Annotated in this window: 27 protein-coding genes; 15 read left to right on the plus strand and 12 right to left on the minus strand. The window is 65.9% G+C overall.

Features of this window, described 5'->3' with window-relative positions; all coding sequences use genetic code 11:
* Positions 1–14: 14 nt before the first annotated feature.
* Complete coding sequence (gene dnaG / locus ACFQS4_RS16715; protein WP_500194583.1) at positions 15–1,388, plus strand: DNA primase DnaG; 1,374 nt, start codon at positions 15–17, stop codon at positions 1,386–1,388.
* Positions 1,389–1,476: 88 nt separating this feature from the next.
* On the opposite strand, the gene ACFQS4_RS16720 is transcribed toward dnaG, so the two are convergent.
* On the minus strand, positions 1,477–1,719 hold the full coding sequence (locus ACFQS4_RS16720; protein WP_500194585.1) for a DUF7533 family protein: 243 nt from the start codon (positions 1,717–1,719) through the stop codon (positions 1,477–1,479).
* Positions 1,720–1,838: 119 nt separating this feature from the next.
* Between ACFQS4_RS16720 and ACFQS4_RS16725 the strand changes: the two genes are divergently transcribed.
* On the plus strand, positions 1,839–2,465 hold the full coding sequence (locus ACFQS4_RS16725) for a riboflavin synthase (RefSeq protein WP_500194587.1): 627 nt from the start codon (positions 1,839–1,841) through the stop codon (positions 2,463–2,465).
* A gap of 24 nt (positions 2,466–2,489) precedes the next feature.
* Here the strand turns inward: ACFQS4_RS16725 and ACFQS4_RS16730 are convergent, their stop codons facing one another.
* On the minus strand, positions 2,490–3,500 hold the full coding sequence (locus ACFQS4_RS16730; RefSeq protein WP_500194589.1) for a PrsW family intramembrane metalloprotease: 1,011 nt from the start codon (positions 3,498–3,500) through the stop codon (positions 2,490–2,492).
* Between the two features lie 120 nt (positions 3,501–3,620).
* Between ACFQS4_RS16730 and ACFQS4_RS16735 the strand changes: the two genes are divergently transcribed.
* From ACFQS4_RS16735 to ACFQS4_RS16755, 5 genes are all read left to right on the plus strand, one after another.
* Positions 3,621–3,875 carry a hypothetical protein gene (locus ACFQS4_RS16735; RefSeq protein ID WP_500194591.1) on the plus strand — a complete coding sequence of 85 codons (255 nt, stop codon included), beginning with the start codon at positions 3,621–3,623 and terminating at the stop codon, positions 3,873–3,875.
* Positions 3,876–4,029: 154 nt separating this feature from the next.
* Positions 4,030–4,407 carry a DUF7532 family protein gene (locus ACFQS4_RS16740; RefSeq protein ID WP_500194593.1) on the plus strand — a complete coding sequence of 126 codons (378 nt, stop codon included), beginning with the start codon at positions 4,030–4,032 and terminating at the stop codon, positions 4,405–4,407.
* The gene (locus ACFQS4_RS16745; RefSeq protein ID WP_500194595.1) at positions 4,404–5,876 is read left to right on the plus strand and encodes a ribonuclease FAU-1 family protein; all 1,473 of its coding nucleotides are present in this window, start codon (positions 4,404–4,406) and stop codon (positions 5,874–5,876) included. The genes ACFQS4_RS16740 and ACFQS4_RS16745 overlap by 4 nt, the downstream gene beginning before the upstream one ends.
* Before the next feature lie 254 nt (positions 5,877–6,130).
* On the plus strand, positions 6,131–7,654 hold the full coding sequence (gene pheS, locus ACFQS4_RS16750) for a phenylalanine--tRNA ligase subunit alpha (RefSeq protein ID WP_500194597.1): 1,524 nt from the start codon (positions 6,131–6,133) through the stop codon (positions 7,652–7,654).
* Positions 7,654–9,450, plus strand: coding sequence for a tRNA ligase subunit PheS family protein (locus ACFQS4_RS16755; protein ID WP_500194599.1), 1,797 nt, complete (start codon positions 7,654–7,656; stop codon positions 9,448–9,450). Before pheS ends, ACFQS4_RS16755 begins: the two co-directional genes overlap by 1 nt.
* Positions 9,451–9,484: 34 nt before the next feature.
* Here the strand turns inward: ACFQS4_RS16755 and ACFQS4_RS16760 are convergent, their stop codons facing one another.
* Positions 9,485–10,738, minus strand: a complete 1,254-nt coding sequence (locus ACFQS4_RS16760; RefSeq protein ID WP_500194601.1) for a GNAT family N-acetyltransferase — start codon at positions 10,736–10,738, stop codon at positions 9,485–9,487.
* A gap of 331 nt (positions 10,739–11,069) precedes the next feature.
* A complete protein-coding gene (locus tag ACFQS4_RS16765) occupies positions 11,070–11,267 on the minus strand; it encodes a hypothetical protein (RefSeq protein WP_008013187.1) in 198 nt (65 codons plus the stop codon).
* Positions 11,268–11,506: 239 nt separating this feature from the next.
* Here ACFQS4_RS16765 and ACFQS4_RS16770 point away from each other — a divergent pair, with 239 nt between their 5' ends.
* Positions 11,507–11,815 (plus strand): non-histone chromosomal MC1 family protein, encoded by a 309-nt coding sequence (locus tag ACFQS4_RS16770; protein ID WP_253430680.1) that lies wholly within the window; start codon positions 11,507–11,509, stop codon positions 11,813–11,815.
* A gap of 55 nt (positions 11,816–11,870) precedes the next feature.
* Here the strand turns inward: ACFQS4_RS16770 and ACFQS4_RS16775 are convergent, their stop codons facing one another.
* On the minus strand, positions 11,871–12,116 hold the full coding sequence (locus ACFQS4_RS16775; protein WP_254158452.1) for a ferredoxin: 246 nt from the start codon (positions 12,114–12,116) through the stop codon (positions 11,871–11,873).
* Between the two features lie 230 nt (positions 12,117–12,346).
* Here ACFQS4_RS16775 and ACFQS4_RS16780 point away from each other — a divergent pair, with 230 nt between their 5' ends.
* Entirely contained in the window at positions 12,347–13,096 is a 750-nt protein-coding gene (locus tag ACFQS4_RS16780) for a class I SAM-dependent methyltransferase (RefSeq protein WP_500194607.1), read from the plus strand.
* 44 nt (positions 13,097–13,140) lie between these two features.
* Here ACFQS4_RS16780 and ACFQS4_RS16785 read toward each other — a convergent pair whose 3' ends face one another.
* Positions 13,141–14,310, minus strand: coding sequence for a CBS domain-containing protein (locus ACFQS4_RS16785; protein ID WP_500194610.1), 1,170 nt, complete (start codon positions 14,308–14,310; stop codon positions 13,141–13,143).
* A gap of 212 nt (positions 14,311–14,522) precedes the next feature.
* Between ACFQS4_RS16785 and ACFQS4_RS16790 the strand changes: the two genes are divergently transcribed.
* Entirely contained in the window at positions 14,523–15,053 is a 531-nt protein-coding gene (locus ACFQS4_RS16790) for a 50S ribosomal protein L16 (protein WP_254158449.1), read from the plus strand.
* A gap of 169 nt (positions 15,054–15,222) precedes the next feature.
* Here the strand turns inward: ACFQS4_RS16790 and ACFQS4_RS16795 are convergent, their stop codons facing one another.
* Entirely contained in the window at positions 15,223–15,876 is a 654-nt protein-coding gene (locus ACFQS4_RS16795) for a ribonuclease HI family protein (protein WP_500194613.1), read from the minus strand.
* Positions 15,877–16,272: 396 nt separating this feature from the next.
* Here ACFQS4_RS16795 and ACFQS4_RS16800 point away from each other — a divergent pair, with 396 nt between their 5' ends.
* A complete protein-coding gene (locus ACFQS4_RS16800) occupies positions 16,273–16,854 on the plus strand; it encodes a metal-dependent hydrolase (protein WP_500194615.1) in 582 nt (193 codons plus the stop codon).
* A 63-nt stretch (positions 16,855–16,917) separates the two neighbouring features.
* Here the strand turns inward: ACFQS4_RS16800 and ACFQS4_RS16805 are convergent, their stop codons facing one another.
* The gene (locus ACFQS4_RS16805) at positions 16,918–17,760 is read right to left on the minus strand and encodes a beta-keto acid cleavage family enzyme (protein WP_500194617.1); all 843 of its coding nucleotides are present in this window, start codon (positions 17,758–17,760) and stop codon (positions 16,918–16,920) included.
* Positions 17,757–17,948: a hypothetical protein gene (locus ACFQS4_RS16810; protein WP_500194619.1), complete on the minus strand. Its 192-nt coding sequence runs from the start codon at positions 17,946–17,948 to the stop codon at positions 17,757–17,759. Before ACFQS4_RS16810 ends, ACFQS4_RS16805 begins: the two co-directional genes overlap by 4 nt.
* Positions 17,949–18,076: 128 nt before the next feature.
* Here ACFQS4_RS16810 and ACFQS4_RS16815 point away from each other — a divergent pair, with 128 nt between their 5' ends.
* The 3 genes from ACFQS4_RS16815 to ACFQS4_RS16825 all read left to right on the plus strand — a co-directional run bounded on the left by ACFQS4_RS16815 (position 18,077) and on the right by ACFQS4_RS16825 (position 21,184).
* A complete protein-coding gene (locus ACFQS4_RS16815) occupies positions 18,077–19,048 on the plus strand; it encodes a ring-cleaving dioxygenase (protein ID WP_500194620.1) in 972 nt (323 codons plus the stop codon).
* Position 19,049: 1 nt separating this feature from the next.
* Entirely contained in the window at positions 19,050–20,252 is a 1,203-nt protein-coding gene (locus tag ACFQS4_RS16820; protein WP_500194622.1) for an iron-containing alcohol dehydrogenase family protein, read from the plus strand.
* 65 nt (positions 20,253–20,317) lie between these two features.
* On the plus strand, positions 20,318–21,184 hold the full coding sequence (locus ACFQS4_RS16825; RefSeq protein ID WP_500194625.1) for an ATP-grasp domain-containing protein: 867 nt from the start codon (positions 20,318–20,320) through the stop codon (positions 21,182–21,184).
* Between the two features lie 213 nt (positions 21,185–21,397).
* Here ACFQS4_RS16825 and thsA read toward each other — a convergent pair whose 3' ends face one another.
* From thsA to ACFQS4_RS16840, 3 genes are all read right to left on the minus strand, one after another.
* The gene (thsA, locus tag ACFQS4_RS16830; RefSeq protein ID WP_500196640.1) at positions 21,398–23,065 is read right to left on the minus strand and encodes a thermosome subunit alpha; all 1,668 of its coding nucleotides are present in this window, start codon (positions 23,063–23,065) and stop codon (positions 21,398–21,400) included.
* Positions 23,066–23,251: 186 nt separating this feature from the next.
* Positions 23,252–23,479, minus strand: a complete 228-nt coding sequence (locus ACFQS4_RS16835; RefSeq protein WP_500194627.1) for a hypothetical protein — start codon at positions 23,477–23,479, stop codon at positions 23,252–23,254.
* 23 nt (positions 23,480–23,502) lie between these two features.
* Positions 23,503–24,045: a hypothetical protein gene (locus tag ACFQS4_RS16840; RefSeq protein WP_500194629.1), complete on the minus strand. Its 543-nt coding sequence runs from the start codon at positions 24,043–24,045 to the stop codon at positions 23,503–23,505.
* A 256-nt stretch (positions 24,046–24,301) separates the two neighbouring features.
* On the opposite strand from ACFQS4_RS16840, the gene ACFQS4_RS16845 reads away from it, so the two are divergent.
* On the plus strand, positions 24,302–26,314 hold the full coding sequence (locus tag ACFQS4_RS16845) for a cation:proton antiporter domain-containing protein (protein WP_500194631.1): 2,013 nt from the start codon (positions 24,302–24,304) through the stop codon (positions 26,312–26,314).
* The last annotated feature ends 23 nt before the right edge of the window (positions 26,315–26,337 follow it).

Raw genomic sequence — 26,337 nt, forward strand, 5'->3', positions numbered from 1 at the left:
GGACCGGATCTCCCATGGAAGACACGTCAAAATATCTCATCCGGGCGAACGTCACGGCCGACGGGGTGGTCGAGCGCAGCGACGTCGTCGGCGCCATCTTCGGCCAGACCGAGGGTCTCCTCGGCGACGAACTCGACCTCCGCGAACTTCGCCAGTCGGGCAAGGTCGGGCACATCGACGTCGAAATCACCAGCACTCGCGGAACGTCGCAGGGGCACCTGACGATCGCAACCAGCCTCGACAAGGTCGAGACCGCCACGCTCGCAGCCTCCCTCGAGACGATCACCCGGGTCGGCCCTTGCCGAGCGAACCTTGAGGTCGGCGACATCGAGGACGTCCGCGCGGCAAAGCGCAAGGACGTCGTCGAGCGGGCGAAGGAACTCCTTCGGACAGGCTTCGACGACTCCGTCATGTCCTCCGACGAGATCCTCGAGGAGGTGCGCGAGTACGTCCGCGTCGCGGACATCACCGAGTTCGAGGGCCTGCCGGCCGGGCCGCGAGTCGGCGACAGCGACGCCATCATCGTCGTCGAGGGGCGCTCGGACGTCCTCACCATGCTCAAGTACGGCGTCAAGAACGCCATCGCCGTCGAGGGAACGAACGTCCCCGACGCGGTCGCCGAACTCACCCACCATCGCACGGTCACGGTGTTCCTCGACGGCGATCGCGGCGGCGACCTGATCTTCGAGGAACTCTCCCAGGTCGGCGACATCGACTACGTCACGTTCGCGCCGGCGGGGACGTCGGTCGAGGACCTCGATCACACCCAGCTGTTCACGGCCCTGCGAAACAAGGTCCCCTTCGAATCCGTCTCCGGGGCCAACGAGCCGCGGGACGCGATCGCCGCGACCGACGGCAGCCAGACGCCCGCGCCGCCGGCGAGCACCGAATCATTAGCCGATGGCCCGGTTCAGCCCGACTCGAGTCCGGGCCTCGAGGCTGATTCCGATTCTAATTCTGATTCCGATTCCAATTCACCGTCGCTCGAGGGAGACGTCGACGACGGTTCGACGTCAGCTCCAGGTACCGAATCCGCTCCCAAATCCGGGGCGACGTCCACCGATTCCGCGGAACCAGTACCGCGAACCGTCTACGACCACGCTACCGAGGTGATCCGTAACGGGACCGAGCGCGTTCGATTCCTCGACGCCGACGGCGAGGTTCTCGAGGAAGGCGAGGCGAGCGACGCCCAGGCGTTGCTCGAGGCGGCAGAGTCCGATTCGGTCTCGACGATGCTCTTCGACGGGGTCGTGAGTCAGCAACTGCTCGACGTCGCCGCGGACGCGGGGGTCGACCGCCTCGTCGGGCGATTGCTCGGGCAGTTCACGAAGCGGCCAACGAGCGTTCGCGTGTACGCGATCAACGACATTGCGGAGTCCGCTCCCTGACGCTCCCGTTCGGTCGGTGATCAGTGTCGACGCCGATGTCGACGTCGGCCAGGTCCTTCATCCGAGGCGTTTGCCCGAACTCCGACCGTCACTCCTCTGACTCTTCGGGGTCCCGAACCGCCTTTCCGGCCACTTGACTCGCGATCATCCCCGGAATGTCGCCAGGCGTCGTCAGATAGTGGTCGATGACGACCAGCATGATTGCCAGGCCGACGAGCGCGCCGCCGACGAGCGTGTTTCCCCGCAGAGCGAGCTCGAGTCCGGCGAGTCCTGCGGGGATGGCGAACACGAGGATACCGGCGAGTTTGATCGTATCGATGAGGCCACCCATTGCGGGTCTATTCGTCGGGAAGCGGGAAAAACACGACGACTACGCCCGAGAACCGTAACGAATGTGGGATGCATTACAGATCCGGAACGTATTTGGTCGCGAGCGCGCGAGTCTCGAGTATGTTCACCGGCATCGTCGAGGAGACGGGCGAAATCGTCGATCGAACCGAGACGGACGAGGGCCTTAGACTCCGGATCGGTGCGGACGAAGTCGCCAGGAACCTCACACACGGGCAGTCGATCAGCGTCAGCGGCGCCTGCCTGACCGTCGAGGCGTTCGAACCCGGTACCTGGTTCGAGGTCTTCCTCGCCAGCGAGACCGTCGAGCGGACCTACCTGGGCTCGCTCGCGGTCGGGGATTCGGTCAACCTCGAGCGGGCGATGCCCGCTGACGGTCGCTTCGACGGCCACGTCGTCCAGGGGCACGTCGACAGTGTCGCGACCGTTCGCGACGTGGAGTCCGTCGGCGACGACTGGTTCTTCGAGTTCGACCTCCCCGCGGGCTACGACCGCTACGTCGTCGAGAAGGGGTCGATCACGCTCGACGGGATCAGCCTCACCGTGGCCGACCTGACCGACGACGGCCGGGTGACGGTGGCGATCATCCCGACGACTTACGACCTGACGACGCTCTCGGAAAAATCGCCCGGCGACCCCGTCCACCTCGAGGTCGACGTCCTCGCGAAGTACGTCGAGCGGTTGCTCGAGGGACACCTCGAGCGCGACCGCCTCGCGGCTACGCAGTAACGGAACGCAGTCAATTTCGCGTGGTCAGCGCTGACCCGGTTCGAACTCCGTCATCTCGGCGCCGTGGTCGCCGCCGTCGTCGCGGACGGCGCGGTAGGTTCGTCGATAGCGATTGAGTTTTCGGTAGAGGTAGAAGGCGGCCAGTCCGTCGTAGACGACGACGTAGACGATCACCGCGAGTGCGGGGCCGATCCCCCAGAGTGCGGCGATCACCGGCGGAACGATCTGGACGGTGACGTTGTACGTCGCGTGGATGAACGAGGCGACGAGCAAGCCCTTGACGACGATTGGCCCGGCGTTCGCCGGGTTGAACTTCGCGAGCCCGAGGTAGTAGCCGGCGACGGCGGAGTAGATGACGTGGCCGGGGCCGGCGAGCGCGCGGGTCGTCGTGATCCCGCCCGCGGCGGCGAACAGGCTGGTCTCGGCGCCGACGGTGCCGACGGACTGGGTGATGTAGAGGGCGTTCTCGATGGCGGCGAAGCCAAGCCCTGCGACGGCCCCGTAGACGGCGCCGTCGATGACGGCGTCGAAGGAGTCGCTCCGGAAGGCGAAGACGCGCACGGCGAGGAGTTTGACCGCCTCCTCAACGGGGCCGACGATCAGGTAGAAGAAGAGGATCGTTCCGACGATGGGGACCGGCCGCAGGAAGGAGCCAGCGAACGTATTCGTGACGGCGGCGAACGTGGCGAAGAGGACGGCCAGGACGAACGTGCTGACGAGGAGCGAGAGCGGTTCGCTCGTGGTGATGTCCGCGTACCAGATGTACGCGGCGAGGAGCGCGGCGGGGACGACCGAGAGAGCGAAGAACGCGCCGATGAGTGGCTCGTCGAGCACGAGAAACGTGGGCGAAGCCAGGAGCGAGATCGTGATCAACAGGGCGACGGCGAGCACGATGGCGTGGAGTCCGTAACTGATCGCGGCGTACAGCCAGGCGGCGAAACGGTCGAGTCGCGAGCGAGGTTCCCAGGTCGAGACGTCGTAGAGGTCGGCCGAGGAGCCGGCCGCCCGTTCGATTGGGTCGCGCTTGCTGGTCATATCCCTTATACACTAGCCAGCGATCAAATACGTTCGTGGACGCGAATACCTTATATGGGATTATATGACAATAGGTGTTTAAGGATCGGCTTTATGCGGAATGAATGCCCATCCTCGACCATGACTCGACCCATCCGTGGGGTCCTCCTCACGTCGCCGCCCTCCCCGGAGGACACAACACACGTACGAAACCTTCCGCCGGCGATCGCCGGCACACTCAAGAAAGAGACCAAACGACTCGAGGACGAACCTGAACCCGAAACCAAATCCGAACGCATCGAACCCGACCGACCCAACGCCGACCCGACGCCGACGACGTCCCTGTCGTCCGAACCGACCTATTCTTCGCTGACCGGCGCTCACGCCGACGACTGATTTCGACAGCGAGCCGTCGCTGCCAACACCGCCGTCTCGAGCCGCCGCTGTGTCCGCTGTTGCTGTTGGGTCCGTACCACTGAACTCACAAACTCGAGTCGCCGTTCGCCGCGAACCCACAATCCACAAACACTCCCGGTGCTAACCGTCGTCTATGCACTTCGATCAGCGAACCCAGCGGGCCCTCCGGGAGGTCGGACTCGAGACCGACGACCTCCAGCGGGCCTCGGAACTCGTCGTCAAGGCCGTCGCCACAGACGCCGCGGCCCTCGAGTCGTTCTTCGAGCGCCACGGCACCGTCTACTCGGATCTCGACATGGCCCACTCGAGCGCCGAGTACCCCGAGCACGCCGTAGAGGACCTCGACCTGACCACCCACGCCGCCGAGATGCGCGGCTGGCTCCGGTTCGACACCTGGGGCGTCTATGTTGAGGACGGTCGGGTGCTCGACGACGAGTACGTCGAACTGACGCTCGGCCCCTCGATCAACGACCGGGTCCGATTCGCTGCCGACCGGGAGCTGCTCCGATGAACGAGGAGGGTAGCGACACCGACGGGTCGGCGGATCCAGGTACCGTCGTCGACGTTCGCGTTCGCGTCCGCGGTATCTACACCACCGCCGTGACCCAGCGGCTGCTCGAGGCCGGCCATACGGTCGTCCAGGCCTCGGAACCCATCCGTGCGCGGTTCGAGACCGACTTCCCGTCGGCGCCCGCCGACGTGAGAATCGAGACGACCCGCGACCGCCAGGGACTCGAGGTGTCGGGCGACCCCGAGTGCGTCGACCGCGTGCTCGAGCACCTCGAGTCGCTGGCTATCGATACGTTCCCCTGGGCAGATCCCGTCCCTCGAGGAGCGGTGTTCGACGGCGCGGTCCGCGAGGCCGACGGCGGCCGCGGCACTCCCGTCTCCCTCGGCAAGGGACGACGGGGCTACCTCGCGTACGACGACGCCGACGGCTACGTCGATGCCGGCGACCGCTACCGCCTGCAGGTCCGCGAGCCGACGCCGCCGTGGGACGACGACGCTCCTCGCCTGCAACCGGGACTCGCCGTCGAGGGCGGCCTCTGTACCCTCTCCCGGGAGCGAAACGGCGTCGGTGCCGATTTCGAGGGGGCACGGGCCGAGGAACTCGTCGGCATGACGGACCTGCTCTCGCCTTCGATTCCGAACGGTTGGGGTCTCCGGTGGCACCGCAGCGCCGTCGATGCCGACCTTGAGGCGATGACCGCGGCCCTCGAGGACGCGGTTTCTCGTTCCCGGACGCTCGAGGCCCATCTCGAGGACGTGCCCGGAGAACCGGGCAACCCCGCGCGACTCGCCGACCCGCAGGCAACCGCCTGGCTCTGGTTCGGCCGCGAGTCGCGGTTCGCCCTCGACGAGGTGCGACGAACCGCCGAGACCACGATGGTCGGCCACCACCGGATCAAGGCTGGCGACCGGTCGGCGAGCGCGGCCGTCGACTTCGCCGAGGCCGTCGCCGAGCCGACGGGTGAGGAGGAATTCCCCTTCGCCGCCGTCTCCCGCCAATTCGGCCCGGCGGCGGGCGACCGCCTCGCGCTCGGCCACGGCAAGCCCGACGGTCGACTCATCACCCTCGGGACCGGCGAGGTCACCGACTGGAGCGAGGACGGCAGCCTGACACTCGAGCGAAGCATGCGCGGGGGCGGGACCTACGACGCCCTCGAGGTGCCCATCGAGGACGGCGACGTGGCGATCACCAAACTCAAGGAGGGGCGCTGGTGGTACCCGACGACGTACAAGGCGGCCGACGGGACGACGAAGGGCACCTACGTCAACGTCTGTACCCCCGTGGAACTGTTTCCCGACAGCGCCCGGTACGTCGACCTTCACGTCGACGTGATCCGCTGGACCGACGGTTCGGTCGCGGTCGTCGACGAGGACGAACTCGAGGCGGCCGTCGATGCCGGCCAGATTTCGCCGGAACTCGCCGAGAAGGCCCGCAGCGTCGCCACCGCGGTCGAGCGAGCGCTCTCCTGACCACAACGCTTTTGACACAACTCGCCGCAGTAGCGGGTATGGCACCCGAATCCCGACTGCGTGCCCGCACCGACGCTCAGCCGACCAACCGTCGTACGGGATTCGGCTTTTTTACCCGGTGACCGGCCGGTGGACCTCGAGCGGGACCGATCACCCTCGAGTCGAAACCGGTCGGAGGACGCCCCGACTCGCGTAGCTGGGGCCGCGACTTCGGAACCGCTAACTGACCGACACCCAGTCATACGAGCAAGCGAATGCAGCTACCCACACCACAGGCCGCGGTCGTCCAGGCCGCGAGCGCAGACGAGGCACGGAGCGTCGACGCCCTCGCCGACGCGACCGACCTGCCCTCCGAGACCGTCACCGGCGCGGTCTTCGAACTCGAGGAGGCGGGTCTGGTCGACGTCACCGAGCGAGTCGACGAAACGATCGCCCTCACCGACGAGGGTCGCGAGTACGCCGCCGACGGCCTTCCCGAGGTGCGCCTCTACGAGGCCGCCCTCGCGGCCGGGGCCGACGACGAGGCCGTCGAGATGGGCCGCGTCATCGGCCAGTCCGGACTCGAGGGGCCGCAGGTCAACATCGCGCTGTCGAACTACGCGCGCAAGGGCTACGGCGCAATCGACGGCGGCGAGATCACGGCCGATCCGAACGCTGACCCCGAATCGGACGCCGAGGCGAGCGCGCTCGAGTCGCTGGCTGACGGCGACAGCGGGGGCGGTTCGGGAGAGATCGACGACGACACCCTCGAGCACCTCGAGCGACGAGGTCTGCTCGAGCGAAGCGAGTTGACCGTCCGCGAGGCGACCCTCACCGAGGCGGGCGTCACCGAGTTGATGGCAGGCATCGAGACGGCCGAGACGGTCGGCCAGGTCACCCCCGACCTCCTGACCAGTGGCGACTGGCGCGACGCCGAGTTCACCGAGTACAACGTCGAGGCCGACGCGGCGGCCGTCGACGGCGGCAGCGTCCACATCCTGCGCCAGACGGCCGAACGGGTCAAGGACACCCTCGTCGGCATGGGCTTCCAGGAGATGGACGGCCCCCACGCGGACGCGGACTTCTGGATCAACGACTGCCTGTTCATGCCCCAGGACCACCCGGCGAGAACGCACTGGGACCGGTTCGCCCTCGAGCATCCGACCCACATCGACCACCTCCCCGAAGACCTCGTCGAGCGCGTCGAGCGCGCCCACCGCGAGGGCGTCGGCGAGGACGGCGAGGGCTACAACTCACCGTGGGACGAGGACTTCGCGCGGGCCATCGCGCTGCGCGGGCACACGACGTCGCTGTCGGCGCGGTACCTGTCGGGCCACCAGATCGGTGACCTCGAGCCGCCACAGCGGTACTTCAGCGTGGAGAAGGTGTACCGGAACGATACGCTGGATCCGACCCACTTACTGGAGTTCTTCCAGATCGAGGGCTGGGTGATGGCCGAGAACCTGTCTGTACGGGACCTGATGGGCACCTTCGAGGAGTTCTACGCCCAGTTTGGGATCACGGACATCGAGTTCAAACCCCACTACAACCCCTACACTGAACCGTCGTTCGAACTGTTCGGCACGCACCCGACGACGGGCGAGATGGTGGAAATCGGCAACTCTGGCATCTTCCGCGAGGAGATGCTGGAACCGCTGGGCGTCGACTGTGACGTGATGGCCTGGGGGCTCGCCCTCGAGCGCCTGCTCATGTTGATGTACGGCTTCGAGGATATCCGGGACATCCACGGGACGCTGTGTGACCTGGAACTGCTGCGCGAGACGGAGGTGACCTACTGATGCCAACGGTCGAAATCGACCCCGACGAACTGCGCGAACTGACCGGCCACGAGGAGAAAGGCGACGAGGAACTCAAGTCGGACCTGTTCGGCCTCGGCCTCGAGTACGAGGGCCGTACGGACGAGGGAGAGTTCGAACTCGAGTTCGCCCCGGACCGCCTCGACCGACTGTCGGTGGAGGGCGTCGCCCGCTCGCTTCGCTACCAGTACGGCGACGCCCGCGGCGTGTACGTCCCGACGACGAACGCCCACGACTGGACCATCGTCGTCGACGACTCCGTGCCCGACGAGCGCCCGTACGTCACGGGCGCGGTGATCCGGGACGTCGACCTGGACGAGGCGGCCCTCGAGTCGCTGATCCAGCTCCAGGAGAAGCTGCACGCGACGATGGGGCGCAAGCGAGCGAAGGGGGCCATCGGGATTCACGACCTCACCATGCTCAAAGGGAGCGCGGCAACCGAGGGCAACCCCACCATCGAGTACGTCGGCGTCGAACCCGACGAGGACCGCTTCGTGCCCCTCGATTCGGATCGGGAACTGACGCCCGCAGAAGTGCTCGAGGAACACCAGACGGGCAAGACGTACGCCGATCTCGTGAGCGGCTACGAGCGCTACCCGGCCATCTACGACGACCTGGGCCTGTTCTCGTTCCCGCCGGTAATCAACGGCCGCCGGACGGAGATCTCGACTGACTCCCGCGACCTCTTCGTCGAGATGACGGGGACCGACCAGTGGACGATCGACCGGATGCTCAACATCGTCTGCTACGCGCTGTCGGCTCGCGGGGCGACGGTGGAGGAGGTGGCGGTCGAGTATCCAGACCAGCGAGTCGTCCGTCCCGACTTCTCGACGAAGACCAAGACCGTCCCCCACGCCCGCATCGAGTCCATCCTCGGGATCGACCTCGAGCCCGAGAAGGTGGTCGATCTGGCCGAGCGTTCGGGACTCGAGGCCGAGCGCTCCGACCGGTCGGAACCCGCGGAACCTGCGGGAACCGCGGGAGCCGCAGACGGCGAGGGTGAAGAAGGAAACGAGAACGCCGAGAGCGACGAACACGAGGACCTCGCCTACGAGGTCACCATCCCGCCCTACCGCGTCGACGTACTCCACCCCCTCGACGTCATCGACGACCTCGGGCGCGCCTACGGCTTCAACGACCTCGAGCCCCGCTACCCCGACGTGGGGACCATCGGCGGCCGCCACGAGCGCTCCCGCCTCGAGAACGCCGCTCGGACCCGACTGGTCGGCCTCGGCTTCCAGGACCTGTTGAACTTCCACATGATCAGCGAGGACGAGAACTTCGATCGGATGGGTCTCGAGCCCGACGACGGCGCCTACGGCGCGGGCGAACCCGCGACGATCAAGGGACCCTACAGCGAGGACTACACGATGCTGCGCACCTGGATCACGCCCTCGCTACTGATGGTCCTCGAGAACAACACCCACCGCCGGTATCCCCAGGATCTGGCCGAGATCGGGTTCGCCGCGCGGGTCGACGACGCCGAGAACACGGGCGTCGGCGAAGGACGGTACGTCGGCGCCGTCCTCGCCCGCCACGACGCCGCCTACGAGGACGCAAAGTCCCGCCTGCAGGCACTCGTCCGGAGCTTCGACGGCGACCTCGAGACGCCACCGACGGAGCATCCGTCGTACATCCCCGGTCGGACCGCGGCCGTCGTGATCGACGGCGAGGAGGTCGGCGTCATCGGGGAACTGCATCCGGAGGTCCTCGTCGAGCACGACCTCGAGGTTCCCGTCGCTGGCTTCGAGTTCGACCTCGAGGCGCTGGCGGAGTGAATCGTCTCGACCTGCTCCGCCTGTAGAACCCGGCTCAGGTCGTGTCCAGGTCCAGTCGCGACAGGTGCCAGTCGTCGACCGTGCTTGAGGCGAGTCGCCGACTCACTTCGTCGTCGAGCCCCCGGGCGTACAGCGTTCGCGTGGTCGGCCGGAGGATCGGCTCCAGGGGCACCCGGGTGTCGGGAAGGAACCGGTAGTGGAGCGGATCGGGAAGGACGTCGCCGAACGCCGTGAGAAACGGCTTCTCCCGGTACGCCTCGAGCACCGCGAGGAGCAGGTGCTCGAGCGCCGGTACGGCGGGGTCGTTCGCGTCGACGCCGCGCGGGAGGGCGTCGACCAGTCGGACGTGGTCGTCCTGTGGCGAGACGATCATCGCGGCGATCGGGAGTCCGGTGTCCGCTCGCCTCGCGAGAACGGTCACGTACTCGTGGAGGGGATTATCCAGTCGCCACCGGTAGAACGTCGACGACCGGTGGACGCGGAAGCCGTCCAGTCGTGACCGGCGCGCGAGCGTCTCGAGCGTTCCAACTGGTGCCAGATCGTACCGTTCGACGTTCACGTCGACGTCCGCGTCGCGCAGTGATCGCCGTGCGAGCAGTCGATCACCCAGCCGGTGGCCCGTCGTCACGGCGCTGGTGAGGCCGCGGGCGAACGCGTCTGTCGGCCCCGTTGATTCGCCCGTGGTCGATCGATCGGTCGGTTCGGAGTCGACGTTTGTGTCGGCTGAACCGGTTGAACCGGTTGAACCGGCGGTAATCGGCACGCGGGAGTCGACAGTCGAATCGACCGCCCGGAGCCATCGAGCGAGGACGGCCACGGGATTCTGGACCCGGTAGTACATCGGCACGGGTCCGACCGGGCGCCAGCCGAGTCGTTCGTTACCCGGTTTCGCCTGCGCGTTCGGGAAGTTGAAGAAGAAGGCCGGGCCGTCGTCGTCGTATCGCTCGAGGCCCCAGCGGTTCATCGCCGTGAACAGCCCGCGGCGGCGGTGGTCGGGGTGGACCATCGTATCGCAGGGCTGGAACGCGAGGTGCGTCTCGTCATCGACGCTGACCTCGAGCGGAAAGTAGGCTCGACAGCCGACGACGGTCCCCGAAGGTTGTCGTCTCGCGACGGCGATGGGAACGTGATCGACGTAGGGATTGGCCTCGTACTTCCATCGAAACCACTCGGCGGTTCGCTGGCGGTCGAAGACGGTCGCGTAGAGGTCCAGAAACGACTCCCGGTCGTGTTCGCGAAACCAGTCGATTGCGTACCCGGAGAGGGTCGACGAACGTGTGTGTGTCACGATGTGGTTGGTGGGGAGTCGCGTGGTACCCTGTGGGATCTGTCACCAGGCACCTGATACCTGGCACCGCCGTCGGTCACAGCCGGGTTCGGTCGGTTCGATTCAGACGATGCGGGCGGGGAACGGGACCGCGGTCACAGCCGAGCCCCCGGTACCGAGGAGCCGACGCGACGTTGGCGTACCCGTTCGATAGCCCACTCTCTCCGGGAGTACACCAACGAGTAGAATATAACCACCACCCTGCGATGACAACCGCCGGGATGTTATCGACCGCATACTCGACGACGAGCGACGCGCTCGAGGGTGAGTCGAAACCGGCCGGCAGTGTGCGTTAGAATTCGTGTTCGACGTCGTCCTCGTCGGCTTTCTGGATGATGATCTTGCCGTCCCTGACACGGACGAAAACCTCGTCGCCGATATCCATGCCCGCGACCGCGAGTTCGTCTTCGTGGAGGTTCAGGTGAACGTTGTGATAGTTGCCGTCGTCGTCTTTCGCACCGCTTGGACTCAGCTTCTTTTTCCGTACCATCGCGGGTTTCTAGCACGAACTTCGCCGTAGGATATACTTAAGTGTTTTCTACGCCACAACCACTGTCTCGCGTTCACACGGGAGAGAGAATCAGTCAGTTCGCTTACCACGGCGTCGTCTACGAGTCTTGCCGAGAGGTGGTGTTCGCTATCCACTTAAAGATACCGGCGCCGTCGGTCGGTTTTCGGGGATATCTTTATAGTAAACCGTGTGCTGGGTTGACACGGAGGTCGAAAACCATGGTACGTGAAGACGGTAAGCGAAACTTTGCACTGCGCGAAAACGGCGGCGACGAATCGAGCGTCTTCTCGGGCAACACGCCCCGACAGGCCGCGTTGAAGGCCGCTCGACGACTCGATCCCGGAAGCAGCGAGGATAGCGCCGACCGCGTCGAACTCCGACTCCGCGAGAAAGGGACGGAGAAGGTCCACATCTACGACGGCTGGGCCTGGGAGGAAGAGGCGCCGGACGACAAGCCGGACTGGATGCCGAGCGATATCACCGAGGCGAACGTCTCGAAGAAGGGCATCGAGCACCTCGACGAGTAAGTCGCACACCACGACGATTTCTTGGCCGACGATGAGCGCTCGAGCGACGGCGTCGTCAGGGGATCAGTTGCTCGCCGTCGTCGTCGTAGATCGTGATCGCGTCGACGGGGCAGGTCCGAGCGGCGAACTTCGCGTCGAGTTCAGCGTCCTCGGGTACGTCGCGGGCGAAGATGCCGTCTTCGACCTCTTCGGACTCCAGCAGGACGGCCTTTCCCGCCGACTTGTCCTTCTCGAAGGCACTCCACTCGGCGACGCACTGGTACATTCCGATGCACGTCTCTTCGTCGAACTCGACTCGCATGCTCGACGGTTCGAGCGGCGAGCGTATATCGATGACGGACGGAGGACGAGAGTGGGTTCACGAACGGTGCCCCGTTCGAACGAACTCGAGGCGGAGGTGAGCGGTTCGGCAGATGGCGGTGAGCGGTTCGGTCGGCGGCGGCAAATACGTGTTGGTTGGTGACGTGTCACACGTTACTTGGGGCCACATATCATCGTGATTTTATCACCATCCGACTCGTCGCCTCGAGCATGGCGATCGACCCACAGCGAGCGAACGATCCGCTCGGTCGGGCGATGTACGATTACCATCGCGGGGTCGACGGAACCCTCCACTATCGCGACGGGACCCGTACTCGGGACGGCAACGTCGAGGGATTCTACTTCCAGCCGCGATCCAAATGGGCCGATCAGACGATCGAACGGCTCGAGCGACTCGCCACCCATGGCGACCCGGTGCTCGACGTGGGGTGCGGGTCGGGCCAGCACGTCCGCTGGTTTGAGGATCGGAGGTGCGTGACGACGGGAATCGACGTCGACCGATGGGCCGTCGCGACCGCTCGAGCGCGCGGTGCCGACGACGTGCTGGTCGGGGACATGTTTGACCTCCCGTTCGAATACGGACAATTTCGGTCACTTCAGTGCGTGGGGACCCAGCTCGGACTGGGCGGCTCCCTCGAGGGGATTTCGGCGCTTCTCGAGGAATTCGCACGAGTGACCGACGACCGCGCGCTCGCGGTGGTCGATAACTACGATCCGCGAGGGCTCGACGAGTCGTTCCTGGGATACCGGTCCGACCCCCGCGACGGGGTCGCCCACCGGTGTTTTCACTTCGAGTACCGTCCGGTGGGCGACGACTCGCAACTGGTCGGCCCGACGCTGCACTTCCTGCTGTGTTCACCCGACCGGTTACGGGAGGCCACGATCGGGACGCCCTGGACGCTCGTGGAGACGCTCGAGCGCGAGGCACACTACGTGGCGTGTCTCGAGAAGGGAGCCTGATATCGCTCAGCCACATGGTTCGTGGTCTTCTAACCCGCGAGCCGTCAGTCGGCCGTACTGACCTCGGCCGACGGGTTCAACGCCCCGCTCTCGCGGATGATGTTCAGCGCGGTCATCAGGTCCGTTCGCGTAATCAGGCCGACGAGATCGCCCTCGCCCCCGGCGTCGACGACCAGGAGCCGACCGATGTCGTCCTGTTGCATCCGCTCGAGGGCCGTCATCGCGTCGGCGTTCGGTTCGATGGTCTTTAACTCGGTGCTCATCACATCCGAGACGGTGAACGCGTCGCGCTCGACGGGCTTGACGTCCCGGGCGTCAGAGAGGGTGACGAGACCGACGAGGTAGCCGTCCTCCAGGACGGGGTAGCCGGTGTGGCGTTCGCTGAACATGCGGCGGATGAGGTCGGCGACGCTGGTCTCGGGAGCTACGGTGTGGAGGTCCGTCGCTGGCGTCATGATATCCGAGACGGTGACGCCCTCGAAGGCGGCCTTCATCGTCACCTGCCGGGACTCGCCGGAGGCGGCGATGTAGACGAAGAAGGCGACGGCGATGAGCAGGACCCGAAAGGTCAGCACGCCGAAGAGGGCCATGAGCACGGCGAACAGTTTACCGACGCTCGCGGCCTGCTGGGTCGCCCTGGCGTAGGGCTGGTTGCGCGCCAGCAGCGCCCGGAGCACCCGTCCCCCGTCCATCGGGAACGCGGGGACCATGTTGAAGATCGCCAGGCCGACGTTCAGGACGGCCAGGTAACCGAGCACGAAGCGTACGCCGTCGAGCGACGTCGGTGTCACGGTAAAGAGGCCGTAGGAGGCGAACCCGACGAGGACGGAGACGATCGGCCCGGCGATCGCGATCGCGAGTTCCTGGCGCCAGTCCTCGGGCATCTCCGAGAGCGCCGCGAGGCCGCCGAGCAGCCAGAGGGTGATCGACTCGATCGGAAAGCCAAAGCGCTGGGCCGTCAGCGAGTGGCCGAGTTCGTGGAGCACGACGCCGACGAAGAGCCCAATCGCGGCCACGAGGCCGAGTATCCACGGCGTCGTCCCGGTGGTGATGGCCTCGCTCGAGATGCCCGCGCCCATCACCTCGTTCAGGAGGTCGGCGACTGGCTCGATCTGGACCCCGATCAGGTACGCGAAGAAGGGGAGCACCAGGAGAAAGGTCACGTCGAGTTTGATGGGAATGCCGAACAGCGACCCGATCCGGAAACTCGTCATGACAGTGACTAACGGGGCAGTCCCCTTAAACGCGCCGTCGATCGGCAGTCGGTGGGGCGTATTTCGGTCGAACTGACGCGCATTTCGGAGCCGAATCGACGGAACGATTGTGAGCGTCCTGGACCGAATCCCGGCCCGTTACACCCGACGGTACCGCAGGAACGGTTCGAAGCCTTTATTCCCGCGGTGGGCCTCGTTCCCACCAAGTAACCATGTCCGACAAACCTGCCTCGATGTACCGGCAAATCGATAAGCCGGCCTACACGCGACGCGAGTACATCACCGGGATCCCCGGTTCGAAAATCGCCCAGCACAAGATGGGCGACACCAGCGCCGAGCCAGAAGACTACCCCGTCCAGATCAGCCTCGTCGTCGACGAGGAGTGCCAGATCCGCCACGGGAGCCTCGAGGCCGCCCGCCTTTCGGCGAACCGACACATGATCAAGAACGCCGGCGAGTTCCAGTACAAGATGATCCTCCGGAAGTTCCCCCACCAGGTCCTGCGCGAGAACAAGCAGGCGACGGGTGCGGGCGCCGACCGTGTCTCCGACGGGATGCGCCAGTCGTTCGGGAAGATCGTCGGCACCGCCGCCCGCATCCAGCGCGGCGAGCGCCTGTTCACCGTCTGGTGTGACGTCGAGGACGCCGATTTCGCGAAGGACGCGTTCCGCCGGGCGTACAACAAGATCACGCCCCCGTGCCGGATCGTCGTCGAGCGCGGCGAAGAGAAGCTGATCTCCTGATCGGTTCCTCGATTTTTGGCGGGTTCGGGTGCTCGAGCGGTCGCTTTCTCGTGTGCGTCGGCTTTCGGATCGTACAACGTTCAATGGACGCCACGGTGAACGAACACGACGAATCTACAGGGGGCATCGTGACCTGTTTGTCACCCTTTCTGTCTGAGAGAATCAACTGCTATCCAGGTCCGAAGGCCGCGATATCAGCTCCCACTGTCGCCAGTGCGTCGGCGGGGTTCGGGTCGCTGTCGGCCAGGTGTGTGTACTGGTGCTCCGGGATGCTCGACAGTGCCGCCGTGACGGCCTCGCTATACGTCTCGACGCCCGGTTCCGTCGGGTCCTCGTCGCCCCAGACGTCTCGGATGACCGTCATCGAGTCGATGTGCACGTCAAGCCTGCGTGGCTCGTAGCGAGCCACCAGTTCGGCGAGCCCGAGCTGGAGGGCGACGTACTCGGCGGTGTTGTTCCCCGTTCGGGAGCCAACGGGTCGGCCAAGACGGGCGAGTTGGTCCCCCGCAGCGTCCACGATGACGGCGCCCGCCCCTGCAGGGCCGGGGTTGCCGCGTGAACTGCCGTCGACGTAGAGGACGAACGTGTCGCTCGTCGGTTCGGGGACGGGTGGACGGGTGAGTCCTGACGCCAGCAGGCTCTCGAGCGCGCGACGCAACTCGGCCGAAGTGGTTTCGGGGTCGAATAGACCACCGTAGCCGGGGATAGCGTCGTCGATGGCGTCGATGGCGGCCGCCATCTCGTAGCCGACGCCCGCGAGCACCTCGTCGACGAGCGTGGCGAGCGGTGAGAGGTGTCCGGCCGAGAGGGGGTCTTCAGTCACGCCACGTGCCCCTCCTGGCTTCGGTTCCGGGCGCTCACACTATCGCCTCCGGATAATCCTGTTGACTGGTCGCACCACTGCATATCGGTCCTCGATGCTCGAGCGGGATAATCTCTTCAGGTGACTCCGGTGGCGGGCCGTTTTGAATCAGTCGCCTCCTCGAACTTCACAGCGGCCGATACAAACGGCCTGCTGAATATAGAGGATTCGTGTAGCAGCGCGCTATCCCGTCGCAATGGCAGTGGCAACGTTATCACTTATTATTTCCCACTATGACTTTCTACGCGAATGGATCGAGCATTCCGCGACAGTGACCGAGAGAATGAAGAGTCGAGAGTACCAATTCTCTCGGTACCTCCCCTCAGTAGACGCTAGAAATACCAGATGGTACAACCATTGGGACACGTTGCTGTCGGATTGCTCTTCGCACTGCCCGCGTGGATTCTCTGGGATGGACGGACGAGCGTCGCATTTATCGCGTTCGTCCTGGTGACGTCGCGCCTGCCAGACATTGACCTCACGTTACAATCACTCGGCCTCCCAGTGAAACACCACGGCGTGACCCACACCGTGGTGTTCGTGGTCGGGTTCGCCATCGTCGTCGGGTTCCTCCTCACTGCTGTGCTCAGTCCGCTGCTCCGTCGGTGGTGGCAGACGTCCGAGGGAGAGGATGTGAGCCGGGAAACGATGTATGTGTTCGTGGTCGGCGGGCTCACACTGGGCGGACTCGGCCACCTGTTGGCGGACGCCCTCGCATCGGACTGGGCCGAACCAATCGAACCGTTCTGGCCGATCTTCGAAACCTCGTTCGAAATCGGCGTCGTCTCGTATGACTCGATGTTGGCGAACCTAGGACTGCTGATCGTTGCGGTCGGACTCCACCTCCCGCTCGTCGCCACGGACGTGTTCCCCCTGGAAACCCGGTTCCGGGAGTGGACGGTGGAACTCCCGGACCTCCAGGACAACGACGGCTATTGATGCTCCACTCTCTACCGAGCGATCACTCCTCACCCGAGGCCAGCGGACCAACACTCGAGGCGTCTACAACCCGAGAATCTCCCGTGCCTGCGCCGGCGTCGCAACCGCCCGCTCGAGTTCCCCAGCGATGCGAACGACCCGCTCGACCAGCTGGGCGTTGCTCGTCGCGAGTTCGCCCTGGCGGTAGTAGACGTTGTCCTCGAGACCGACCCGGACGTGCCCGCCGAGGAGAATCCCCATCGTCGTGAGCGGCAACTGGTGGCGGCCGAACCCGAGCGTGTTGAACAGCGTCCCGTCGGGGAGGTTGTCGACGGCGTTCAGCAGGTTTCGCGGCCGGGGACGCGTGAGCGTGCCGCCGCCGAAGATGAGCGTGGCGTACACCGGGTCGGTCAGGTCGCGGCGCTCGAGCAGGCCGTGGACCTCGTTCAGGTGGCCGTCGTTGAACACCTCGAGTTCCGGTTTGATCCCGCGGTCGTGCATCTCTTCGTGGAGGGCGTCGACCATGCCGCGGGTGTTCTCGCTCGTCAGGTGGTCGTACCGGTTGAGCGGCCCCATGTCGAGCGACGCCATCTCCGGCGGTGGGTCCGTGCGAAGCGGCAGGTGGCGATCCGTAGCGGGCGCGCCGGTCCCGCCCGTCGAGTGCTGGATGACGACGTCGTCGGCGTGCGCTCGCACCGCGTCGTCGATGGCCTGGAACCGCTCGGTGGAAAACGAGCGCTCGCCGTTCGGTTTCCGGGCGTGGAGGTGGACCACGGCGGCCCCCGCCTCTTCGGCGGCCGCGGCGGCGCGACCGATCTCCTCAGGCGTCTCCGGGAGGTTCGGGTTCGCTTCCTTGCCGTGGACGCCGCCGGTCAGCGCCGCGGTGACGATCAGCGGCTCGCCGGCGAGGTAGTCCGCGTAGCTCACGGCTCCGGCACCTTGGCGTGCTCGCGGTAGATCTCGCAGTGAGCCTCGTGCTCGAGGGCGTACCGGTCGTTGCAGATGTCGGCGCGCATCGGCTGGACGAACCGCTCGGCGGCGGTGCAGTACGCCCGCGGCTGGTCGAACCGTCGACCGTCGGCCTCGTCGTGGTACTCCAGGTACGGGCAGGTCATGTGAACCCTTCTCGGGCTGCCCCAATAACGATTCGGCGACGCCGATGTCCGGTACTAACCGCCCCGTCACCCGATAACGCTGGCGTCCGAACAATCATACGTACCTCCAGCCCCTACCAGGACGTACGATGTCACCAACCACGCCGGGAATTCACCACGTGACCGCCATCGCGGGCGATCCGCAACGAAACGCCGAATTCTACGTCGAGACGCTGGGGCTGCGGTTCGTCAAGCGGACGGTCAACCACGACGACACGGGCACGTATCACTTCTACTTCGGCGACGGCGAGGGGACGCCTGGGACGAACGTCACGTTCTTCCCCTGGACCGACAGTGGCCGACGGGGCCAGCTCGGCGCGGGGCAGACCCGGGAGACCGCCTACCTGATTCCCCCCGACTCGGTCGAGTTCTGGATCGACCGCCTCGAGTCGGCGGGCGTCGAGGTCGATCAGAACGAGCGTTTCGGCGAGCCAGTTCTGGGGTTCGACGACCCGGACAGGATCGGCCTCGAGTTCGTCGCCTCGGAACAGGCGCTCGAAGCCGACGCGCAGCCGTGGCCGGAGAGCCCCGTTCCGGCGGAGTATCAGGCACGAGGGTTCCACAGCGTCACGCTCGCCGTCTCGGCGTTCGGGCCGACCGCATCGGTCCTCACGGACGTCCTCGGATTCGAACTCGAGGCCGAGGCGGACGGGCGCCGGCGCTACCTCGCAGCGGGCGGCGGTCCCGGATCGGTCGTCGATCTCGTCGAGACCGACGTGGGGCGCGGGCAGATGGGCGTCGGGACCGTCCACCACGTCGCGTTCGAGGCGGCCGACCTCGAGGAACAGGAGCGCTGGCGGGAGGCGTTCGCCGACCACGGACTGAATGCGACCGAGATTATCGATCGCAAATACTTCCGCTCGATCTACTCCCGCGAACCCGGCGGCGTCCTCTTCGAGATGGCGACGACGGAACCCGGATTCACCGTCGACGAGGACGTCGACGAGCTTGGCTCGGGACTGATGCTCCCGGAGTGGCTAGAAGGCGAACGCGACCGGATCGAGGAACAGCTTCCCGAGTTCGATCCCGAGGCGATTGGGTCCGGGACGGGGGCGAACTGACGTGGCGCGCGACGACCAGTTTCGGTTCGAGTACGAGCCGGGGGTACTGCGGTTCGGCACGGGCTCTGTCGACACCCTGTCGGACGAGCTCGCCGAGCAGGGGTTCGACCGCGCGCTGGTCGTCTGCGGGTCAACAGTCGGCAGTACACCTGAGGTGATCGACCCCGTCGAGCGGGGGCTGGGAGAGCGTCTGGCTGGCGTCTTCGCGGAGACGACCGCGAGCAAGCGTCTGTCGACGGCTGTCGACGGCCTCGAGGCGATGCGCGCGTGCGACGCGGACGTCCTCGTCGGCCTGGGCGGTGGCAGCAGTCTCGACGTGGCGACGGTGATCAGCGTGCTCGCCGCGGACGACCGCGACCCCGCCGAGGCCGGCCGAGAACTCGCCGAAACCGGTTCGATCTCGGTCCCCGACGGCTCGCTGCCGCCAATCGTCGCGGTGCCGACGACGCTCGCCGGCGCCGAGCAGTCGAACGTGGCTGGCGTTACCGCCTCGCCCGAGTCGGGGTTGGTCGACGAACCGGCGAGCGGCGGCGTCTCCGACCGGCGACTGATGCCGCGGGCGGTCGCGTACGACCCGGCGTTGTTCGCGACGACGCCAAAGTCGATTCTCGCTGCGTCCGCGATGAACGGCTTCGACAAGGGCCTCGAGACGCTGTACGCCCGCAACGCGACCCCGATCACCGACGCGACGGCGATGCGCGGCCTGCGATTGCTCCGTGACGGACTGGTGGACCTCGGCGAGCAGCCCGTCGACGAGAACCTTCTGAAGCCGGTCGTCGAGGGCATCGCACTCGTCCAGTACGGCGTCTCGAGGCCCGGGGAGACGACGCTCTCGATTATCCACGCGTTCGGCCACGGGCTGACCCGCACCTACGAGGTCCAGCAGGGCGCCGCCCACGCTATCGTCGCCCCGCGGGTGCTCCGGTACCTGTTCGACCGCGTCGACGCCCGGCGCGACCTGCTGGCCGACGCGCTCGCCCCCGACCGCGATGGCGAGCCGGCGGACGCGGTCGTCGAGGCGGTCGAGGATGTCCGCGAGGCGCTTGCCCTTCCCTCGCGGTTGCGCGACGTCGACGGGCCCGAACCCGAGGAGTTCCCCTCGGTGGCCGAGACGATCCTCGAGGACTCGTTCATGGGCAACGCACCGCCCGGACTCGAACCGACCGCGGACGAGCTCGAGGCAGTCCTTCGGGACGTGTACTGACCACCCGGTGACTGACGAAATCGACGAGGCGCTGGACCTTTTATCGTCTCGCACCCACTACCGGTATGATCGACCTCGCCGTCGCCAACCGGCAGGAGACCTTCAAGCGAATGTGCGACCCTCTCGCCGAACGGGGAATCGCCTGTCACCACGTGCCGGTTCGCGAACGCACGCTCTCGCTGGCCGAGCCGCCATGGACGCCCGACGAGTACGACCTCGGCTTCGTCTACCCCGGTCGGCTGATGGAAGGCGGCGTCGCCGACGCCCTGCTCGAGGTGCCCTGGCTCAACGACATGGAGGCCGTCGTCACGTCCCGGAACAAAGCGGGGGTGCTCGCTCGCCTCGAGCGCGCCGGCCTCCCGGTCCCCGACTCCGTCTACGTTTCCAACCCGGTGAGCGACGAGGAACTGGCGGCCGTCTTCGACCGTTTCGAGCCGCCCGTCGTCGTCAAGCCGAACTCGACGACCCGGGGCGTCGGCGTCGCGAAGGCTCACGACCTCGACTCGTTCCTGGGTATCTGTGAGTACCTCTCGCTGGTCCACGACTACCGGGCGACCGGCGACAAGTCCTTCCTCGTCCAGGAGTACGTCCCCGGCGCGAGCGACTACCGCGTGATGGTCCTCGAGGGCGAGTACGTCGGCGCGGTCGAGCGACGCCTCCCCGAGGGTGCTCGCGCCGACGGCCGGTGGAAGCACAACGTCCACCGCGGTGGGCAGGCCACGGGTGTCGATCTGCCCGACGAATTGCGGGACCTCGCGCTCGCGGTCGCCGACGAACTCGAGATTCCGTTCCTGGGGGTCGACCTTCTGGTGTCGGATGCTGGGGAGGCCGTTGTCAACGAAACCAACGCCCGTCCGACGATCGACGCCGCGACGAAGTACGAACCCGGGTTTTACGACCGGCTGGCGGCGGCGCTCGAGAAGCGGGTTTGAGGCGACCACCGCGAGCGTAGGTACTGCGCGCTCGAGGGGTTAGTTGGCAGCCTGGATTATAACTATAGGTTTTATAGTTGGGTTCGAGGTGACCTCGACGAATCGAGGACGCCAAACGAACCGTTGTCAGATACGAAAATCGGAAAATACGGGCCGACTACGCGGGCGGTACTCGAGAGCGGCAGTGATGGGGAGTGGTGGTGTTGGCCTCGCCTACATCGCGCCGCCCATTCCACCCATGCCGCCCATGCCGCCCATGCCGCCACCCATACCGCCGCCGGGTGGCATCTCGTCCTCGTCGTCGTCGCTGCTACCGCCTTTCAGCTCGCCGGCGGCGATCACATCGTCGATGCGCAGCAGCATGACGGCGGCCTCGGTGGCCGACTCGATGGCCTGAGTCTTGACGCGCAGGGGTTCGTAGACGCCCTCCTCGGCCATGTCGATCGTCTCGCCCGTGTAGGCGTCCAGTCCGGCGGCCGTGTCGCCGCCGTCGTGGGCGCTGCGAAGCTCCACGAGGGAGTCGATGGGGTCGAGTCCGGCGTTCTCGGCGAGGGTGCGTGGGATGACTTCCAGCGCGTCAGCGAACGCCTCGATGGCCAGCTGTTCGCGGCCACCGACGGAGTCGGCGAAGTCGCGCAGGGCCAGCGAGAGTTCGACTTCGGGGGCGCCACCGCCGGCGACGACCTTGCCGTCCTGGAGGGTCGTGCGGACGACGCCCAGGGAGTCCTCGATGGCGCGGTCGATCTCGTCGATGACGTGCTCGGTGCCGCCGCGGAGGATGAGGGTGACGGCCTTCGCGTCCTCGACGTCCTCGACGAAGAGGCGCTGGTCGCCGGCGACGTCCTTCTGGGCGACGCTACCCGCGAAGCCGAGGTGGTCCTCGGTGAGGTCGTCGACACTGTTGACGGCTCGAGCGCCGGTCGAGCGGGCCAGGCGGTTCATGTCGCTGGACTTGACCCGGCGGAGTGCGATGATGCCCTCCTCGGCGAGGTAGTGCTGGGCCATGTCGTCGATGCCGCCGTCGACGAAAACGACGTCGGCGCCGACGTCGACGAGCTGGTCGACCATCTCCTTGAGCTGGGCCTCTTCCTGCTCGAGGAACTGCTGCAGCTGGTCGGGGTCGGTGACGTTGACTTCGGCGTCGATCTCGGTCTCTTTAATCTCGAGGGCGCCGTCGATGAGGGCGACGTTGGCGTCCTCGGCGAAGTAGGGCATGCTGTCGCTGACGCGCTCTTTGTCGATGATGACGCCCTCGACGAGTTCGGAGTTCTCGACGGAGCCGCCGACGACCTTCTCGACTTTGACGTTGTCCGTGTCGACGCCGTCCTCGTCGGCGACGGTCTGGACCGCGCGGACGACGAGTTCCGAGAGGAGGTCCTTCGCGTTCTCGGCGCCCTTGCCGGTCATCGCCGTCGCGGCGATCTGCTCGAGGATCTCCTCGTCGTCTTCGTCGACGTCGATGGCGATCTCCTCGAGTGCGTCGCCGGCTTTCTCGGCGGCCTGGCGGTACCCCTGGGCGAGGGTCGTGGCGTGGATGTCCTGCTCGAGGAGGTCCTCGGCGCGCTTGAGCAGTTCACCGGCGACGACGACGGCGGAGGTGGTGCCGTCGCCGACTTCTTCCTCCTGGGTCTCGGAGACTTCGACGATCATGTTGGCGGCGGGGTGATCGATCTCCATCTCCGTGAGGAGCGTGACGCCGTCGTTCGTGACGACGACGTTGCCCGTCGAGTCGACGAGCATCTTGTCCATCCCCTTCGGGCCGAGTGTCGTGCGTACCGCCTGGGCGACGGCTTTCCCGGCCGTGATGTTCATCGACTGTGCGTCCTTGCCGGACGTCCGCTGGCTGTCGTCGGAGAGGACGATGAGGGGCTGGTTGCCCATTTGCTGCTGTGACATAGTCATGGATGGATTGTTTGCTATTCTATATAAAAGCTTCGCTATTGAGTTTGTCAAATCGACACACAGCGCTCGAGTCTTGCGTTTGTGTGTGACGTCGCTGGCGAGTATATATGTGGCCTGTTGCCGTGCGTCTGGATGGGGTGATGTGGCGACTGGCCAATGGGCCGCTCACTCCTCCCTGCCGTCCGCGGGCACCCAGTCCGGTCGCTCGAGATCGATTACCTCACCGACGCGGTCGACGGTCACCCGAATCGTGATCTCGACTGGTTCACCTCGTCGCGTTCCGTTGCCTCGCAGGACCAGCTGTTCGATGTACCCGTCGTCGGTAACGACGATGGCGAACTCGGCGTTCCGGTAGGGAAACACGTTGGCACTCCCAGTCAGGACGTATCGCATCCCTCGATCGGACCTCGTCGGCGTCACCGTCTCGACGGCGTCGAACAGGGCCCCGGTTCGACCAGCAGTCTGGTGGCCGGGTCCGAAACCTGGGCTCCCGAGTGAACCGTCGTTCGGTTGCCCTCGGTCAGGCGGTATGCGGTCTCGTTACCGCCGGTCCACTGCTCGATCGTTCGCGTCGTCGTCTCGTTCGCGTCTTCGTCCCGTTCGGTGACCTCGACGGTGATTCGTTCGGGGCCGTTGCTCGTGACGACCGCCTCCGATCGTCTGGCCTCGAGCACCGTCCCGTTCGAGTCGGCGTACTCCACCACGGCGGTCGCTTCGTACGATGTCCCCTCGAGACGGTCGACGTGACCGGACCAGAGCGCGATCCAGTCGGTGACGTTGTCCTCGTCGAGTCCGGCGACGTCGGGTCCCTCCGCGGGCTGTACCGGTTCGTCGACGCCGTAGACCTCCCTGTCAACGGAGTCACCGCCGGTCAGGCCGGTACAGCCGGCGAGGAGAACGCAGACGGCGACGAGGAGCACCTGCGAACGGACGGAAGCCCGCGCCCGTGAATCGATCATCGAGTAGCCTCACGAACGACACGCACAAATAGATGGTCACGGAAGAACGGTACGTATAGAGCAGGATCGGGTCGCCATCGAGACGAAACGACACTGTTAATTCCGTTTGGACGAAAGCGGGGCCGAAAGCCGTTGGAAACGTGAACCGACTCGCTTCGCTCAGAAATTGGTAGTCAGTTTTCCGATGCTCGTTCCCCTCTCTTCCGGCCATCCCGGAGTTGTCACGGTTCCAGATTGGCCGCTCGAGGAGCCCGTAATGGTCTTCACCGTCGCGCTGGCGACGTTTCTGTTCGGTCCGCTGGTGATGCGACGGCTCGGTCAGCCGGGCATCGTCGGCATCGTTCTGGCGGGTGCGATCCTCGGGCCGGGCGGGACGAATCTCGTCGCCCACAGCGACGCGATCGTGCTCCTCGGGAACGTCGGACTCATCTACTTGCTGTTTACCGTCGGACTCGAACTCGACCTTCGCCGGTTTCTCGAGGATCCCCGGAGCGCAGCGCTATTCGGGGTTGTGAGCTTCGGACTCCCATTTATCGCCGGCTCGGCGCTCGTGATCGTCGTGCTGGGACTGGACGTACTAGCGGGATTGCTCCTGGCTGCGGTGTTCGCCTCGCACACGCTGCTCGCCTATCCGGTCGTTAACCAGTACGGGATTACCAAAAACCGGGCCGTCACCGCCGTTTTCGGCGGTATTCTCTTCACCGATACGCTCGCACTTCTCGTTCTCGCGCTCGTCAGGGCGGCCGTCGAACAAGGTGGGCTGAGCCTTCTCGTCGCGCTCTCGAAGGTTCTCACGCTCGTGGTCCTGATCGGCGGCATCTGGCTCGTCGTCCCCCCGATTGCGCGATGGTTCTTCCAGAACTTCAGCGAGGAGAGTTACTTCGAGTTCCTCTTCGTCGCCCTCGTCTTCTTCGCGGCGGCGAGTATCGCCGAACTGCTCGAGGTTGCGGCGATCCTCGGCGCGTTCGTCGGCGGCCTGGCGCTCAACCGGCTCGTACCGGAAGCAGGGACGCTGATGCGACGAATCGAGTTCGTCGGGAACGCGCTTTTCATCCCGTTTTTCCTGTTACACGTCGGGATGTTCGTCGACTTCTCGGTCCTCTTCTCGGGAACGCGGACGCTGTTCGTCGCGGCGGTCATTATCGGAGTCATGGTGGCGCTGAAATGGGTCGCCGCGTGGCTCGTCAGCCGGGTACAGGGCTACACCCCGGAGGAGCGAGGCGTGATCTTCGGACTCTCGATCGGACAGGCCGCGGCGGCGCTCGCCATCACGCTCATCGGCTACGACGCGGGGTTGTTCGACGCAGCGATCCTCAACGCCGTGGTATTGATGTTGCTGGTGACGGCCGTCCTGAGCCCGTGGGTGACCAAGCGAGCGGGGAACCAGCTCGCGCTCGCGGGCGACGTCGAACCCGAGGACGAGGTCGACATCGCCTCGCGAATTCTGCTTCCGGTTACCCACGCTGGGGAGCGACAGCGACAGTTGCTCGAGTTCGGGTTCTTACTCCGGGAGTCCACGGCGGCGGATCCGATCCACCTCCTCACGGTGGTCTCGCCCGGTGAGGGGGACCCCGACGACGCCGTCGACGACGTACAGGCAGATCTCGACGAGCTGGCCAGGGTCGGTAGCGGCGCCGAAATTCCGGTCGACACGGAGGTGCGCGTGAACCACAACCCCGCTTCAGGTATCGTCAACGGGGCGATCGAGACACGGGCCGATCTCGTTTTGATCGGGTGGTCGCCGGCCGCTTCTCGGTCGCTCAGCCGGTGGATGTTCGGGAACGTGATCGACCGCGTCTTGCAGGGGACGGAGCTCCCGGTCCACGTCGCTCGGCTGGATACGCCGATCAACACGACGGAGGAACTGTTCGTCGTCCTTCCCCAGGGAATCGACCACCACGAAGGGTTCTTCGAGAGCGTCTACCACGCCAAGAAGCTCGCGAGCGATCTCGGGATCTCGCCGACCGTCCTCGCGGTCGGCGGTCGCGCACGGCAGTACGAGCGGCTGTTCGACCTCGTGGAACCCGACCTGTCGGGGACGTTCGAGGCCGTGGAGTCCTGGGAGGCGCTCCGCCGGACACTCGCCGAGGAATCGGGGCGGAACGACCTCGTGACCGTCGTCTCGGCCAGGCGGGGGGACGTCGGCTGGCACGAGGAACTGGTGTCGCTCCCCCAGCATTTGATCGACCTTCCGCCGCGTTCGTTCGTGCTGATTCACCCACGACGGGACGATCCCGAATACGACCGGCGGTTCCTGCGGTTCGAGTGAGTGCGGGCTCGAGCGAATAAAGA

The organism is Saliphagus sp. GCM10025317 (assembly GCF_042663665.1).
Taxonomy (GTDB): Archaea; Halobacteriota; Halobacteria; order Halobacteriales; family Natrialbaceae; genus Natronosalvus.